The sequence below is a fragment of the Microbispora hainanensis genome, assembly GCF_036186745.1.
Classification (GTDB): Bacteria; Actinomycetota; Actinomycetes; order Streptosporangiales; family Streptosporangiaceae; genus Microbispora.
Genome location: NZ_CP108086.1, coordinates 7921822 through 7936492, shown reverse-complemented (window position 1 = coordinate 7936492; position 14671 = coordinate 7921822). Strand labels below are relative to the sequence as shown.

Annotated in this window: 14 protein-coding genes and 2 tRNA genes; 8 read left to right on the top strand and 8 right to left on the bottom strand. The window is 73.3% G+C overall.

Annotation, left to right across the window (positions count from 1 at the left end; all coding sequences use genetic code 11):
- The first annotated feature begins 4 nt into the window (after positions 1–4).
- Entirely contained in the window at positions 5–397 is a 393-nt protein-coding gene (locus OHB01_RS36060; protein ID WP_328854591.1) for a VOC family protein, read from the top strand.
- Here OHB01_RS36060 and OHB01_RS36055 read toward each other — a convergent pair.
- The gene (locus tag OHB01_RS36055) at positions 391–1323 is read right to left on the bottom strand and encodes a TIGR03564 family F420-dependent LLM class oxidoreductase (protein ID WP_328854590.1); all 933 of its coding nucleotides are present in this window, start codon (positions 1321–1323) and stop codon (positions 391–393) included. The genes OHB01_RS36060 and OHB01_RS36055 overlap by 7 nt on opposite strands.
- An 86-nt stretch (positions 1324–1409) precedes the next feature.
- Between OHB01_RS36055 and OHB01_RS36050 the strand changes: the two genes are divergently transcribed.
- The 3 genes from OHB01_RS36050 to OHB01_RS36040 all read left to right on the top strand — a co-directional run bounded on the left by OHB01_RS36050 (position 1410) and on the right by OHB01_RS36040 (position 4062).
- Complete coding sequence (locus OHB01_RS36050; protein WP_142650400.1) at positions 1410–1958, top strand: TetR/AcrR family transcriptional regulator; 549 nt, start codon at positions 1410–1412, stop codon at positions 1956–1958.
- A gap of 216 nt (positions 1959–2174) precedes the next feature.
- Positions 2175–2897 carry a hypothetical protein gene (locus tag OHB01_RS36045; RefSeq protein WP_142650401.1) on the top strand — a complete coding sequence of 241 codons (723 nt, stop codon included), beginning with the start codon at positions 2175–2177 and terminating at the stop codon, positions 2895–2897.
- Between the two features lie 397 nt (positions 2898–3294).
- The gene (locus tag OHB01_RS36040; RefSeq protein WP_142650402.1) at positions 3295–4062 is read left to right on the top strand and encodes a phosphatase PAP2 family protein; all 768 of its coding nucleotides are present in this window, start codon (positions 3295–3297) and stop codon (positions 4060–4062) included.
- Positions 4063–4201: 139 nt separating this feature from the next.
- Here the strand turns inward: OHB01_RS36040 and OHB01_RS36035 are convergent, their stop codons facing one another.
- The 4 genes from OHB01_RS36035 to OHB01_RS36020 form a co-directional block, all read right to left on the bottom strand.
- The gene (locus OHB01_RS36035; RefSeq protein ID WP_205830804.1) at positions 4202–4909 is read right to left on the bottom strand and encodes a hypothetical protein; all 708 of its coding nucleotides are present in this window, start codon (positions 4907–4909) and stop codon (positions 4202–4204) included.
- A 325-nt stretch (positions 4910–5234) separates the two neighbouring features.
- A tRNA-Cys gene (locus tag OHB01_RS36030) sits at positions 5235–5305 on the bottom strand.
- Between the two features lie 30 nt (positions 5306–5335).
- Positions 5336–5407: transfer RNA gene (locus tag OHB01_RS36025), tRNA-Gly, on the bottom strand.
- 127 nt (positions 5408–5534) lie between these two features.
- Complete coding sequence (locus OHB01_RS36020) at positions 5535–6197, bottom strand: ACT domain-containing protein (protein ID WP_142650403.1); 663 nt, start codon at positions 6195–6197, stop codon at positions 5535–5537.
- Between the two features lie 102 nt (positions 6198–6299).
- Here OHB01_RS36020 and dusB point away from each other — a divergent pair, with 102 nt between their 5' ends.
- The 3 genes from dusB to OHB01_RS36005 are packed head-to-tail and all read left to right on the top strand — an operon-like array spanning position 6300 to position 9590.
- Entirely contained in the window at positions 6300–7412 is a 1113-nt protein-coding gene (dusB, locus tag OHB01_RS36015) for a tRNA dihydrouridine synthase DusB (protein ID WP_328854589.1), read from the top strand.
- Positions 7413–7446: 34 nt separating this feature from the next.
- On the top strand, positions 7447–8073 hold the full coding sequence (gene ccmA / locus OHB01_RS36010; protein WP_328854588.1) for a heme ABC exporter ATP-binding protein CcmA: 627 nt from the start codon (positions 7447–7449) through the stop codon (positions 8071–8073).
- On the top strand, positions 8070–9590 hold the full coding sequence (locus tag OHB01_RS36005) for a DUF6297 family protein (protein ID WP_328854587.1): 1521 nt from the start codon (positions 8070–8072) through the stop codon (positions 9588–9590). The genes ccmA and OHB01_RS36005 overlap by 4 nt, the downstream gene beginning before the upstream one ends.
- Before the next feature lie 13 nt (positions 9591–9603).
- Here OHB01_RS36005 and OHB01_RS36000 read toward each other — a convergent pair whose 3' ends face one another.
- Both OHB01_RS36000 and OHB01_RS35995 read right to left on the bottom strand, forming a co-directional pair.
- Positions 9604–10482 (bottom strand): phosphoribosyltransferase, encoded by an 879-nt coding sequence (locus OHB01_RS36000; protein ID WP_328710451.1) that lies wholly within the window; start codon positions 10480–10482, stop codon positions 9604–9606.
- Positions 10472–11380, bottom strand: coding sequence for a DNA-processing protein DprA (locus OHB01_RS35995; RefSeq protein ID WP_328710450.1), 909 nt, complete (start codon positions 11378–11380; stop codon positions 10472–10474). Before OHB01_RS35995 ends, OHB01_RS36000 begins: the two co-directional genes overlap by 11 nt.
- A gap of 150 nt (positions 11381–11530) precedes the next feature.
- Between OHB01_RS35995 and OHB01_RS35990 the strand changes: the two genes are divergently transcribed.
- Positions 11531–12019 (top strand): TRAP transporter large permease subunit, encoded by a 489-nt coding sequence (locus OHB01_RS35990; protein ID WP_328854586.1) that lies wholly within the window; start codon positions 11531–11533, stop codon positions 12017–12019.
- A gap of 38 nt (positions 12020–12057) precedes the next feature.
- Here the strand turns inward: OHB01_RS35990 and OHB01_RS35985 are convergent, their stop codons facing one another.
- Entirely contained in the window at positions 12058–14559 is a 2502-nt protein-coding gene (locus tag OHB01_RS35985; RefSeq protein WP_142650440.1) for a DEAD/DEAH box helicase, read from the bottom strand.
- Between the last annotated feature and the right edge of the window lie 112 nt (positions 14560–14671).

The window sequence follows — 14671 nt, the reverse complement described above, 5'->3', positions numbered from 1 at the left end:
TCCCATGGACGCTCTCTATCCTCGCGTGCTCGCCTCCCGATTCGCCGAGTGCTTCCGCTTCTACGACGGCCTGCTCACCGAGGTGGCGGGCGCGCGCCTCGCCAAGGGCGCGGAGACCGGTCCGTACGCCAACTGGGACCGGGACGGCGAAGGGGTGCTGGCCCTGCTCGACCGCGAGATGCTCGCCACGGTCATCGGCGTGGACCTCGACGGTGGACACGACGGCATTATGCTGGTCCTCACCGTGGACGACGTCGACAAGGCCGCCGCCGTGGGGGCCGCCGCCGGCGGCCGGATCGTGGCGCCGCCGAGCCCCCGGCCCGAATGGGGGCCGACCTGCCGCACCGCCCACCTGCGCGACCCCGACGGCAACCTGCTGGAGCTCCAGTCCTACTGAGCATCGCCCTGAGCATCGCCACGCGGCCCGCGCAGCGCGCCCAGGAGGCCGAGGGTTCGTGCGCGCTCGTGAGGGTCTCCGAAGAGGCTCACCACGAGTTCGGTCACGCCCGCCTCCGCATAGGCCCGCACGGCCTGCTCGACCGCCGGCTCGTCCCCGGCCACGATCGTCTCCTCCACCCCCGATTTGCCCTGGCGGTCCAGCATCGCCCGGTAGCTGGGCAGGTTGCCGGCGGGTCCGAGGGACTCCGCGACCCGGCGTCGTACGCCCTCGGGGTCGGCGGTCACACTCATGATCAGACCGGCGACGACGCGTGGCCGCGGCCGTCCGGCGGCCGCGGCGGCGCGGGTGACCGCCGGTGTCACATGGCGGGCGATCGTCTCCGGGCCGGTCCAGACGGTCACCGCGCCGTCGGCGAGTTCGCCGGCCATCCGCAGCATGACCGGCCCGAGGGCGGCCAGCAGGACCGGCGGCGGCTCGGCGCCGGGCACCATGACCCGCCCCGCCGCGGTCAGCGTCTCCCCGTGGTAGTCGACCTGCTCGCCCCGCAGCAGCGGCACCAGAGCGGACAGGTATTCGCGGACGTGCCGTGCCGGCCGGTCGTACGACAGGCCGAAGTGGGTCTCGATGAGCGGCCCGTGACTCGGCCCGATGCCGAGCGTGAAGCGGTTGCCGCTGGCGGCCTGGGCGGTGAGCGCCTGCCCGGCGAGCGCCAGGGGATGTCTCGGGTAGGTCTGGGTCACCGCCGTGCCGACGGCGATCCCGGGCACCTCGCGGGCGGCGAGCGCCGCGAGCGTGACGGCGTCCCACGACAGGACCTGACTGAAGTAGGCGCTGTCGAGGCCGGCCCCGGCCGCCTCGCGCACCTGCCCGATCAGCTCGTCCAGGCCCAGGCCGTTCCCTCCGGCGAGCACTCCGAGTCGCATCGCGCCTCCAACGTGAATCGGAAATTCCGCTTCCAGGTGCGCACCCTACAATAAGCTGAACCTCGGATTCCGGTTTGGAGAGACCTGTGCGAGCCGACGCCCGGCGCAACCGCGCGCTCATCGTGGACGCGGCCGCCGGCCTGTTCGCCGCCCGGGGCCCGGAGGTCTCGATGGAGGAGATCGCGCAGGCGGCCGGCCTCGGGGTGGGCACGCTCTACCGTCACTTCCCGGACCGGCGGGCGCTGCTGGAGGAGATCGCGGCCGGCGCGTTGCGGACCCTGCTCGACGTGGCCCGGGACCATGCCGCCCGCCCGGTGAGCCGGTGGGACGCGCTGCTGGCGTGCGTCCGGCGTGGCGCCGACCTCCCACTGGCCCTGACCAAGTCGCTGTCGGACGGCGCCGAGGCCCATCCGGAGCTGGGTCCGCTCGTCCGCGACCTCGACGCCGTGCTCGAAGACCTGGCCGGGGGAGCCCAGCGGGAAGGTGCCGTCCGCGACGACATCACACCGCGCCAGGTCGTCGGGCTGCTCAGCGTCGCCGTGTGCCGCCCCGGTGCCCGGCCCGACGACGCGCTCACCATCGTCATCCTCGACGGACTCCGTACGCGGGTGGCCTCGTGCGAGGTCCGGACCTGACCACAACGCCACAGACGCCACAGACGCCGCCGGCGGCGCGGGCGCTTGCGGGCGGCTTGCGGCGGTTGCGGGCGGCTTGCGGCGGTTGCGGAAAGCCTGCGGCAAGGGATGTGCAGGCGGGCGCGCCTATCACTGAGGTGCACGGACCCGGCGGCGACGGCCGGACCGGGACCGCCGACCAGCACCCTCACCCCCGCAGCAGCACAGGAGACTGTCATGAAGCGCACCCTGCTCGGTCTGGCCGCCGCCACGATCTCCGGTCTGGCCGTCACCGCCCCCGTCACGCTCATGGCCGGCCCGGCCTCCGCCGGCGGCGACTTCGGCCCCAACACCTGCCTGGAGGGCTACGTCTGGCGTGAGGCCCGCACCGGCGACGTCGTCTGCGTCACCCCCGCGACCCGCACGCAGGCCAAGGCCGACAACGCCGTCAAGGCCTCCCGCTGGACCCCCGGCCCGTTCGGCCCGCACACCTGCGTCAACGGGTACGTCTGGCGTGAGGCGTTCAACGGCGACGACGTGTGCGTCACCCCCGCCGTCCGGGCGCAGGCCAAAGCCGACAACGCCAAGGCCGCCGACCGCAGGGTCTCGGCCCGGCTGTGGATCAGCCGTTACACCGTGCCGCCCGTCGACAACGGCGACGGCACCTCCACCCGCACCTCGGTCGACGACATCCCGCGCCTCAAGCTCAACGGCGACCACTACAACTTCGGCCAGGTCAGGCTCTACATCCGCTACAACAGCGGCAGGCTGTACTGGAGCGGCACGGTGAACGCGAGCGCGCACAGCGGCTACGCCGGCGGCAGCTTCGGCAAGAAGACCGGTGTGTTCGACTGCTCCGGTGGCGGCAAGGCGGCCAACGCCTACGCGCAGGCCCAGGACGTCGTGTCCGGCCGCTGGTCGCCCCGGGTTCCCGTACGCGTCGGCTGCGCCGTCCTCTGACGGACGGCCCGCGACGACGGCACAGACCCCAGCACAGACCCCAGCACAGACCCCAGCACAGACCCCGGCACGGACGGCAGCACGGACGGCAGCACGGAGGACCGGCCCGGTCGGGCCGGTCCTCCGGCATGTGACGGGAGACCCCGGGAAAGTCGGTGGATCTTTTTGAGAGGCCTGGCGTTCCAAGCATCATGATCGGGGTAGTCGTGGGCCTGCGGGGGCCGCCGGAGGCCCGCCCGCGACCCGGCCTCCGGCGGTCCTCACTTCCTGATCATGTGAGGGCTGACATGGAGAACCGCGCCAAGCGGCGGTTTGGCGGCCGGCACGGCGGCGAGCAGGCCGGCTCCGGCCACGCCCCGGCCTCGCCGCGGGAGCGGCGGCCGGCCGGGAGCGGCCGATGAACCGGTGGCGCGGGCGGCTCGATCCCGAGCACGCGCCGGGCCTGCGGCCGACGGTGGCGACGGCGGTGCCGGCGCTGATCGCGGTGCCGTTCACGGTGCTGCTGGTCTTCGTCAAGACCGCCTTCGGCCCGCTCACCGAGATCGACCGTGGCGCGGCGTGGCACCTGCACGCCTGTGCGATCGGCAACCCGGGCTTCGCCCGGCTGATGCAGGTGATCAGCGACGTCTTCTCCCCGCTGACCTGGCGGATCGCGGTCGGCGTCGCGGTCGCCTGGCTGGTCTGGCGCGGCGCCTGTCACCTCGCCCTGTGGGCGGCCACCACGATCACGGCCGGCGGCCTGCTCGGCCTCGCCCTGAAGGTCGTCGTCGCGCGGGCCCGGCCCAGCCTGCCGGACCCTGTCGCCGTCGCCCCCGGCGCGGCGTTCCCCTCTGGGCACATGGTCAACGCCACGGTCGGGGCCGGGATCCTGCTGCTGCTCGTCCTGCCCCTCGTACGGGAGCGCGGCCGGGTGCTCGCCTGGACGCTCGCCGTGCTGATCCCCTCGGTGGTCGGCTTCAGCCGGATCGCGCTCGGCGTGCACTGGGTCAGCGACGTGGTGGGCGGGCTGCTGTTCGGTGTGGCGGTGGTGGCCGCCACGGCCGCCGCCTTCGAGACCTGGCGCCGCCGCGACGCGGGCCGCCGCCCGGCCCGGCCGTTACGCGAGGGCGCCGGGCCCGAGGCGAAGCGGGAGATCGCCCCCCGAAGAGGACGATTTGTCCAGTAGTCGTGCCGCGGCGCGCCGGAGAAGCGGGCCGTACGCGGGGCCGCGCTGAGATGACCCGGCGCGTGCTTCGCACGGCCACAGGGCGCACAGCGCGCATGGGCGGCCACCGGCTCGACGGGGAGCCGGTGGCCGCGAGTGGTCAGGCCGAGACGCCGGTGAGACGGCAGGCGTCCGCCCAGCGCGCGGGATCGACCGCCGCGGGTTCGGAGACGGTCCCCGCATCGGATGCGCCGCCGGATCCGGCTCCCGCGGCGGGACGCAGCAGCGCCCAGCAGTCGTCGATCGCGCCGGCCAGCAGGTCGCGCAGCAGCGGATCGGGGTCGGGCACGCACGCCTGCGCGATGCCCCGCACCGCGAGCTGCACCGTGTTGGGCGCGGCATACCTGCGGAAGCCCTTGGGTGAGATCCGCACGCCGCGCCCGAAGGTGTAGGCCCACCGGGCGGCGTCCGGCACCTGGGCCAGCGCGTGCCTGCTGCGCTCGTCCAGGTGGCCGGCGGGGCGGCCCTCCAGCTCGCCGAGCACGTGCTCGCCCGCAAGGATCGAGACCGCCATCGCGAGCTGGCGCTCGTGTGCGACGACCGGCAGCGCGGCCCTGGCCGCGCACAGGGCGATCCGCGCGTCGAGGCGCGGATCGTCGCCCGTCAGGCCGATCACCGACGGGATCAGCTCGGCCAGGCGAGGCCGGGCGGCGTCCGAGGTGTGGTCGTTGACGAGGCGGGCGAGCCCGGCGAGCAGCGGATGTGTGCACGACGGATGGTCGCTCCACCGCTCGCCTGCGAGGTAGGACGCGAACTCCATGAAGCAGGCGCCCTTGCTGGGATTGCGATGCTTTCCACGAGAGAGCATGGGCATCGCTGGAGGCATCTGACCGTGCACGAGCTACTCCACGCTGAATCGCCTGTTGTGTCCCTTTCAGTGTGCGCCCGCCTTCGGACGTTGAGAAGAAGCCTTACCGCGACTTGTCCATCGCGTGCCGGGACGCGTCCGTGACACGGCGGGGATGAGGAGAGCGTCCGCCCGTGCTCGCCCGGTCATGGATCCGGGACAGGGACCGGCCGGGGCCGCCGGGCCCCGGCCGCCGAGCTGCGGCGATTCGCGTCGTGAAGCTCCGAGCACGCCCCGCGTCGAGGCGTCCGGCGCGCCGTATCGCGGCGTCCGGACAGAAAAAAAGAGGTGGAGACGGGATTTGAACCCGTGTACGCGGCTTTGCAGGCCGCTGCCTCGCCTCTCGGCCACTCCACCAGAGCGAGGCCCGCAATCGTGACCTCTCGGAGCGGAAGACGGGATTCGAACCCGCGACCCTCACCTTGGCAAGGTGATGCTCTACCACTGAGCCACTTCCGCGTCCGCCTTGCGGCGACGTGGCTACTGTACCGGGTTTTCGGCTGCGGTGTGTACTCGGAACGGCGCTCCGGTGTCCGGCTCGGAACCGCGCCGTGGCACGCGGCTCGGAACGGCGCCGCGGCGCGGCTCAGAACGGCCGGGCGCTCGGCTTGCGGAACGCGCGGTCGGCGCCCCGCTCGATCGCGGGCAGGGTCAGGAAGATCTCCAGGATCCGGGTGAGCCGGTGCACCTCGTTGCGGTGGAAGTATGGCCCCTCGGCCCTGGCCAGCATCAGCGACAGCGCCAGCGGCGGCAGCGGCGCGACGATCACGTGCAGGCCGGACGGCAGCGTGGCGGCCGTCGGCCGGGGCGGGGTCTCCTCCGGGAACGGGATGTCCTCGGGCGCCCGCCAGCTCGCGTACACGGTCACGCGCGGGTCCTTCTCGGTCGCCGCCGCCGCCCAGTCGGCGCTGAACAGCACCGGCATGGAGTCGATCAGCGTGCCGAGCGCGCGGTCGCCCGCCGTGGTGAGGAACTTCAGGATCTCCAGCTCCGGATAGGTGCCGGGAGCCTCCCTGGTGCTCCAGATGCCGTCGATGCTGACCCCGTCCACGCCCTCCAGTGCCCGTACGAGGTCCTCGCGGGGAGCGGCATCGGGCCAGTAGACGGTGAAGTCGTCGAGGGCGCGCCCGTCACCCCGGTCGAGCACCGTCACCTGTGTGATGTCGGCGCCCGCGGACCCGAGGATCCCGGTCACCTGACTCAGCGAGCCCGGACGGTCCGGCAAGGCGATTCTCAGCCGCAGCAGCATGACGACCTCCCCCACCGATGGTCCAGGTCAGATTATCCGGGGCAAATCCCTCACGTCCACGATCTTGTACGGCTCACAGTCCGCAGCGGGGAGAATGAACAGGTGAAAGTCGGCGCGTTCGAGGTCTGGCCCCCGGTGGTGCTCGCTCCCATGGCGGGCATCACGAACATCGGTTTCCGGACGTTATGCCGGGAGCAGGGCGGCGGCCTGTTCGTGTCCGAGATGATCACCTCGCGCGCGCTGGTCGAGCGGGTGCCGCTGACGTTCCAGATGATCCGGTTCGGCGCGGACGAGTCCCCACGCAGTATCCAGCTCTACGGGGTCGATCCGGCCGTCATCGGCAAGGCCGCCCGGATGATCGCCGAGGAGGACCTGGCCGACCACATCGACCTGAACTTCGGCTGCCCGGTGCCCAAGGTCACCCGCAGGGGCGGCGGGTCGGCCCTGCCGTACAAGCGCAACCTGCTGCGCGCCCTCCTGCGCGAGGCGGTGACCGGCGCCGGGCCGCTGCCGGTCACGATGAAGATGCGCATGGGCATCGACGAGGACCACCTGACCTACGTCGAGGCGGGCCGGATCGCCGTCGAGGAGGGCCTCGCCGCCGTCGCCCTGCACGCCCGTACGGCCCGGCAGCACTACGGCGGCACGGCGCACTGGGACGCGATCAAGCGGCTGAAGGACGCGGTGCCCGAGATCCCGGTGCTCGGCAACGGCGACATCTGGAGCGCGGACGACGCGCTGCGCATGGTCGCGGAGACCGGCTGCGACGGAGTGGTGATCGGCCGGGGCTGCCTGGGGCGGCCGTGGCTGTTCCGCGACCTCGACCTCGCCTTCCGGGGCTCGGCCGAGCGCGTCCGGCCGACCCTGGGACAGGTCGGCGCGATGATGCTGCGCCATGCCGAGCTGTTGTGCGAGGTCATCGGCAGTGAGCCGCACGGCCTCGCCGACTTCCGCAAGCACGTCGGCTGGTATCTCAAGGGCTTCGTCGTCGGAGCCGAGACCCGTCGCGCCCTCACCTCCGTCACCCGGCTGCCGGAGATGGCCGAGCGGGTGGCCGAGCTCGACGCGGACCAGCCGTGGCCGGAGGAGGCCGACGGCCCGCGCGGCAAGAGCGGCGAGCGGTCGAAGGTGTCGCTGCCGCACGGCTGGCTCGACGACCCCGACGACATGACGATCCCCGGCGCCGGAGCCGAAGACCCCACCTCCGGCGGCTGACCACGCCTGTGGCACCTGCGCATAGGCTCTGGGCATGGCGAACGCGATCATCACGGCCCGTGGAGTCGGGCTGGACCTGGGCGGTGTGCCCGTGCTGCGCGACGTCGATCTCACCGCCGCTCCGGGCGAGATCGTCGCGGTCATGGGGGAGAACGGCGTCGGCAAGTCGACGCTGCTGCGCTGCCTGGCCGGTCTGCACCCCTCGCCGCGCGGCGAGATCGACGTGCTCGGCGGGCCCCCGGCGGACCTCCCGGACTTCTGGCGGCGGGTCGTGCAGGCCGGCGACGAACCCGCCTGGTATCCGGGCCTGAGCGTCCGCGAACATCTTGAGCTGATGAGCGCCGTCCACCAGGACGCCCGCCTGATGGTCGACGAGGCGCTGGAGACGTTCGAGCTGACCGCCCGGGCCGATCTCGCCCCGTTGTCGCTGTCCACCGGCCAGCGGCAGCGGCTGTCGCTGGCGATGGCGCTGCTGCGGCCGAGCAGCCTGCTCCTGCTGGACGAGCCGGAGCGCGGCCTGGACGCCGGGTTCAGGCAGCGCCTCGCGGCGATCCTGCGCGGTTACGCCGCCGAGGGCGGCACGGTCGTGATGGCCACCCACGACGAGCTGCTGGCGCGGGAGACGGGAGCCCGTGTGATCACGCTGCGGGCGGCGTCGTGATCCCGGCGACCGCGCGGACGCACCCCGCCTTCGCCTACCTCCGCGCCCGCCGGAGGCGGCCGGCGTCCTGGTCGGACCGCTACACCAGCGTGTTCGTCCTGCTCGTCGCCGCCGCGGTGCTCGGCCACCCGGTCGCGGAGGCGCTCGCCGGGCTGGCCCGTCAGGCCGACCCCGCACGGCTCGGCCCCGGGCTCGCGCTGGTCGCCGCGGCCTACGCGGGATTCCTCGCCCTGGCCCGGGCCCTCGGGCCCGTCGTGCTGCCCGCCGCCGACGCGTCGTGGCTGGTGACGTCGCCGCTGCCCCGCCGGGCCGTGCTCGGCCGTACGGCGCTGCTCCTGCTGGTGGCGGCGGTGCTCGCGGGGGCCGCGCTCGGGCTGACCGCGCTGTGGCTGTTCGGAGCCCCCGGTCAGCTCGGGGTGCGGCTCGCGGCGGCGCTGGTGCTCGGCGCCGCCGCGGGCGCGGGCGGCATGGCCACGGCGGTGCTCGGCCAGCAGTCCCCGGCCGCCGACACCCGGCTGCAGCTCCTGATCGGCGGGGCTCTCTCCGTGGCCGTGCTCGCGGCCGTGCTCGGCGCGGGCCCCGCCCGCCGGATGCTCGCCGCCGTCGCCGAGGCGCCCGCGTCCCTGGGCGCGGCGGTCGCGGGCGTCGCCTCCGTCGTGGCCGCCTTCCTCGTACGGCGGGCCTGGGCGGCGCTCGACCGCATCCCCGCCCACCGGATCCTGGCCTCCTCGACCAGGACGGCGCGGGTGACCTCGGCGGCGACCACCCTTGATCCCGGGATGCTCACCTGGGTCGCGGAGGACGCCCACTGGCGCGGCCGTGCCCTGCGTTCGCGTCCCTGGCCGCGCCTGGTGTCGCGGCTCGGCCCGGCGTCCGCGCCGGCCTGGCAGGAATGGCTGCGGGTGGGCAGGCGGCCCGGCCGCCTGGCGGCGCTGCTCGGCGCCGCGGCCCTGCCCGCCGTCTGCGCGAACGCCACAGGAGGTGGGCTCGGACCGGCCGCCGGGCTGCTGCTGTGCGGGGCGCTGACCGCCGCCGCGATGTGCACGGCGGGGGTCCGGCGCGACGGCGGCGACCCGGCCCTGGCCCGCATGCTGGCCGTGGACGGCAGGGCCGTGATGGCCGCCCGGGCCGTGCTGCCCGCGCTGCTGGCCGCCGCCTGGTCGGCGCTCGCCCTGGGAGTGCTCCAGGCCGTGGGCGAGCTGCCGCCGGGAGCCTGGTGGGCGCTCGGTCCTGCGGCCGCCCCCGCGCTCGCCGCGGGCGCGCTGCGGATGGCCCGGCGGCGTCCCGTCGACCACTCCATGCCGGTCATCGACACCCCGGGCGGCGCGGTGCCCACCGGACCGCTGTTGTGGGCGTTCACCGGCGTGGACCTCGCGCTGGCCGGGTCGCTGCCCGCGCTCGCCGCGCTGGCGTCGCGGCCCGCCTCGGTGGCGCCGTATCTCGCGGCCCAGGCCGGCACCGGGGCCGCGGTGCTCACCGCCTACGTCTTGCGGTCCGCCCGCGGCAGCCGCCCGTGAACCCGGGCCCGGATCACCCCCGGGCCCGCCGCACCGGCTGCCGCGCCGCCGGGTGGTCGCGGTCGCGGTCGCAGACGCAGCAGCGGTCGAAGCCGAAGCGCCGGTCGCCCGACTCCTGCCAGATCCCGGCGCTGTAGGGGTCCGTCGACGCCGGGTTCACCAACCTGGCGATCACGAGGGCCACGACCGCCCTGGCGCCTCGGCCGATGAGCGCGGACGCGGCGCTCTGCACGTGGGCTCCGGACACGAACAGGTCGTCCACCAGCAGCACCCGGGCGCCCTGCACCCCGTCGCCTCGCACCCCGTCACCTTGCACCCTGTCGCCCTGCCCCCTGTCGCCCAGCACCCGGAACGCGGCCGGGTGGGAGTCGCGCGCGGCGAGCACCGGAGCGTACGCGTCCACCGCCTGGAGCAGGAGGGGCCGGTGAAGGCGGGCCCACGCGCCGACCTTGCCGATGACCTTCTCCATGTAGTGGAACGCCTCGATGGGGCGCTCGGTGCGCGTGCTCGGGATCGTGGCCACCGTCGTGAAGGGCCCGCCGGCCAGCCCCTGGAGGCAGGCGGCGTGTTCGCGGAAGAAGTGGGTCAGGGTCGCGGCCAGGAAATCGAGCCGGTTGCGCCGTGCCGTGCCGATGGCGGGTTCTCGCCTGCGCACCAGGACGTCGTACAACTGCGTGTCCTTGATGGTCAGCGAGATCGGCACGACGTGCTCGGTGTGGCCGGTCAGGCGCTCCGTCGTGCGTTTGCAACTGGCGCAGATGGGCCACGGCCGGCCGTCCACGCGGTCGTTCGGCCCGGAATGGCAGATTCGGCAGACACCCGGCCGGGCGGGCGGGACGGCACGGAACAGCGGCAGGAAATCACGAGTGAACGCCTCGGCGTCACCCATCATCAGCAGGTGTTCGTTCGGGGGCCATATCTACGAGATTCACCGCCTGCGCGCACAGGTCGTCAATGTCCTGAACGGCAGTCATGCCTCCCCGTGCGCCCGCTCGCCGCGCCCACGGCTGTTCCTGGTGGAGCCGCTGTGACACGAACACATGCTTGCCGGTGTTCAGCGCCTCCTCGACGTGCCGGGAGGAAGGGCCGCCGTCGGCGCCGTCCACGACGTACAGGCAGTCGGCCAGTCCGCAGGTCACGACGCATGCGTGGTCGGCGGCGCGGCCGCCGGGGGCGGTGCCGGGCCAGCAGGAGGAGACGACCGCGCCGCGCTCGGCTATCCGCCCGGCCACACTGGCGTACTCCCCGAGGGCTGCCGGGCCGCCGACGCCGCCCTCGGGGACGCCCAGGGTCCGTCCACCGGCGGCCGGCGCGGCCCGGTGGACGGCGGCGTCCACCGGAGTGCGGAGAGGCGAGACGACGACCAGTCCGGCCTCGGCCAGGGACCGTGCCGCGTCGGCGGCGTGGCCGGCGTCGCGCTCGGCGATCACGGCGACGGCCCGATGGTCTCCGGATCGGAACCCGCCGCGCACCCAGAGGAACGGCGGCCGGTCGTACGCCCAGAGCAGGTTGCCGGGGTAATCGGCGTCGAGCACGGTGACGAGGCGGACGCCCTCGGCCCGCATGGCGGCGACGAGCTCACGCCCCCACGCGAGGTCGGCGGGCCCGACACGGGCGGCGACGGCGGCGGCGTGCGCCCGGTCGTCCTCGTCCCGGCTCGCGCACCCGCCGTCGAGCAGCTTCAGCGCGCTGCCGGCGTCGAGGATGACGCGTGCGGTGTGGAACCAGGGCGCGCCGTGCGTGGCCCTGGTCAGGGCGAGGACGGCCGCCTGCTCCTGGATCGTGGTCATGCTCATCACCAACTCGGACGTGCTTCCGGCGTGAACGTACGCGCCGCCACCGACATTCGCGGACGGGGATCGTGGTGGTGCTGGCTATCGTGCCGAGACCGGCGGGGCGGCGCGTGGTGTTCCCCGGAACGGGCCATGCCCGATCGGGCTTTGACAGCCGGAGCCCCTCGCGCCGTGCTGGACGCCTCCAGGGCGGGCCGGTTCTTCGCCGCGTTCCGCCGCTCGCGCTCCGCGCCGTGGCGCACGGTCACGCTCGCGGGGTTCCTGCTCGGCACGGTGAGCGGCTCCGGCGTGGCGACGACGGTGAGCGTGGGCAGCGTGGCCTGGCCCATCCTGCGCCGCGCCGGCTACCCGCGCGAGCAGGCCGGGGGAGTGCTGGCGGCGGCCGGCATCGGCGCGATCCTCTCGCCTCCCACGCTGGGCGCGGCGGCGTTCATCATCGCCGAATACCTGCGCGTGAGCTACCTGACCGTGCTCGTCTACGCCACGATCCCGACCGTCCTCTACTACCTGGCGTCTTCCTCGCGATCGAGATGGACGCCCGCAGTGCACGCGTCGGCCAAGGAGATCACCTTGGCCGACGCGCCGAAGACCGACCCCGTGCCGCTCCACGAGGGCGCCAGGAAGTTCTACGGCTGAGCGGGCGCCGTACGCCGCCCCTCAGAGGTGGACGCGGCTCAGAGGCGGGTGAGGCCGGTGACGTGGAGCACGGCGTGGCCCTCCTCGTCGGAGGCGGCCAGGTCGACCTCGGCGCCGATGCCCCAGTCGTGGTCGCCTGCCGGGTCGTCGATGATCTGACGCACCCGCCACAGCTCCTTCTCCTCCTCGATGAGCAGCAGGGCCGGGCCGCGGGCGGCCGGGCCGGTGAGGATCTCGTCGTGCTCCTCGTAGTAGGCGTCGAGGCCCGCGGCCCAGTCGACGTCCGGGTAGAGCTCGACCAGCTCCTCCTCTCGGTCGAGCGCGGCGAGCTCCACCAGCCGGAACATCGCGTTGCGGACCAGCACCCGGAAGGCGCGGGCGTTGGCGGTGACCGGGCGGGTCTTGGTCTCCAGCTCCTCCCCGGCCGCCAGCGCCTCGGCGGGGTTGGCCAGCTTCTCCCACTCGTCGATCAGGCTGGAGTCGACCTGGCGCACCAGCTCGCCGAGCCATTCGATGAGGTCCACCAGGTCGTCGGTCTTCAGGTGCTCGGGCACCGTCTTCGACAGCGTCCGGTAGGCGTCGGCCAGGTAGCGCAGCACCGTGCCCTCCGAGCGGGCCAGCTCGTAGAACTGGATGTACTCGGTGAAGGTCATGGCCCGCTCGTACATGTCGCGCACGATCGTCTTGGGGCTGACGACGTGGTCGCCGACCCACGGGTGGCCGCGCCGGTAGGTCTCGTACGCGCCGAAGAGCAGGTCGGCCAGCGGCATCGGATGGGTGATCTCGGCGAGGCGCTCCATCCGCTCCTCATACTCGATGCCGTCGGCCTTCATCTGCGCGACCGCCTCGGCCCTGGCCTTGTTGAGCTGGGCGTGCAGGATCTGCCGGGGGTCGTCGAGCGTGGACTCGACGATCGAGACCATGTCGAGCGCGTACGTCGGGGAGGCGCGGTCGAGCAGCTCGAAGGAGGCCAGCGCGAAGGTGGACAGCGCCTGGTTGAGCGCGAAGTCCTCCTGGAGGTCGACGGTGAGCCGGGCCATCCGGCCGTGCTCGTCGGGCTCGGCGAGCTTCTCCACGATGCCGCCGGCCAGCAGCGAGCGGTAGATCGCGATGGCGTGGCTGATGTGGCGGCGCTGCGCCTTGCGGTCCTCGTGGTTGTCGGTGAGCAGCCGCTTCATCGCCTGGAAGCAGTCGCCGGGCCGGTTGATGATCGACAGCAGCATGGCGTTGCTGACCTTGAACCGGGAGGTCAGCGGCTCGGGCTCGGCCGTCTGGAGCTTCTCGAACGTGTCCTCGCTCCAGCCGACGAACCCCTCCGGGGGCTTCTTGCGCGCGTAGCCGCGGCGCCGCTTGGGGTCGTCGCCGATCTTCGCCAGCGCCCGCTCGTTCTCGATCACGTGGTCGGGCGCCTGGCAGACGACGTATCCGACCGTGTCGAAACCGGCCCGCCCGGCCCGCCCGGCGATCTGGTGGAACTCCCGCGCCCGCAGCCGCCGCACCTTGGTGCCGTCGAACTTCGACAGCGCCGTGAACAGCACGGTGCGGATCGGGACGTTGACCCCAACGCCGAGCGTGTCGGTGCCGCAGATGACCTTCAGCAGGCCCGCCTGGGCCAGCCGCTCCACCAGGCGGCGGTATTTCGGCAGCATGCCCGCGTGGTGCACGCCGATGCCATGCCGTACGAGCCGGGACAGGGCCCGGCCGAAGCGGGTCGTGAAGCGGAAGTTGCCGATGAGGGCGGCGATGGCCTCCTTCTCGGCCTTGGTGCACATGTTGATGCTCATGAGCGCCTGGGCCCGCTCCATCGCCGCGGCCTGCGTGAAGTGCACGACGTAGACCGGGGCCTGCTGGGTGGACAGCAGCTCCTCCAGCGTCTCGTGCAGGGGAGTGGTGCGGTAGGAGTAGATCAGCGGCACCGGGCGCTCGGCGTGCTTGACCACGCTGGTGGGGCGGCCCGTGCGGCGGGTGAGGTCGGTCTGGAAGCGCTCGACGTCGCCGAGCGTGGCCGACATGAGCACGAACTGCGCCTGCGGCAGCTCCAGCAGCGGCACCTGCCAGGCCCAGCCGCGGTCGGGCTCGGCGTAGAAGTGGAACTCGTCCATGATCACGGTGCCGACGTCGGCGTCCGCTCCGTCGCGCAGCGCGATCTGGGCGAGGATCTCGGCGGTGCAGCAGATGACGGGCGCGTCGGCGTTCACGGTGGCGTCGCCGGTCATCATGCCGACGTTCTCGGTGCCGAACAGCGCGCACAGGTCGAAGAACTTCTCCGACACCAGCGCCTTGATCGGCGCGGTGTAGAAGCTGATCTCGTCGCGGGCCAGCGCCGCGAAGTGCGCCCCTGCCGCGATCAGGCTCTTGCCCGAGCCCGTGGGCGTGGACACGATCACGTTGTTGCCGGAGACGACCTCGATCAGCGCCTCCTCCTGTGCCGGGTAGAGCGTGAGCCCCCGATCGGCGTTCCAGGACGCGAACGCGTCGAACAGCGCGTCCGGGTCGGCTCCGGCTTCTGGGCCGGACGGAAGACGGCGGAGGAGGCTCATGCTGTCGCTCACGCTCTTATCCTGCCCAAGACGCATGACTGTTTCGACCGGCCCGGCGTACGGCAAGGTGTGGCACAGCTACGTCAAAGGGGTGTGGCGCTGCACGAAGCCG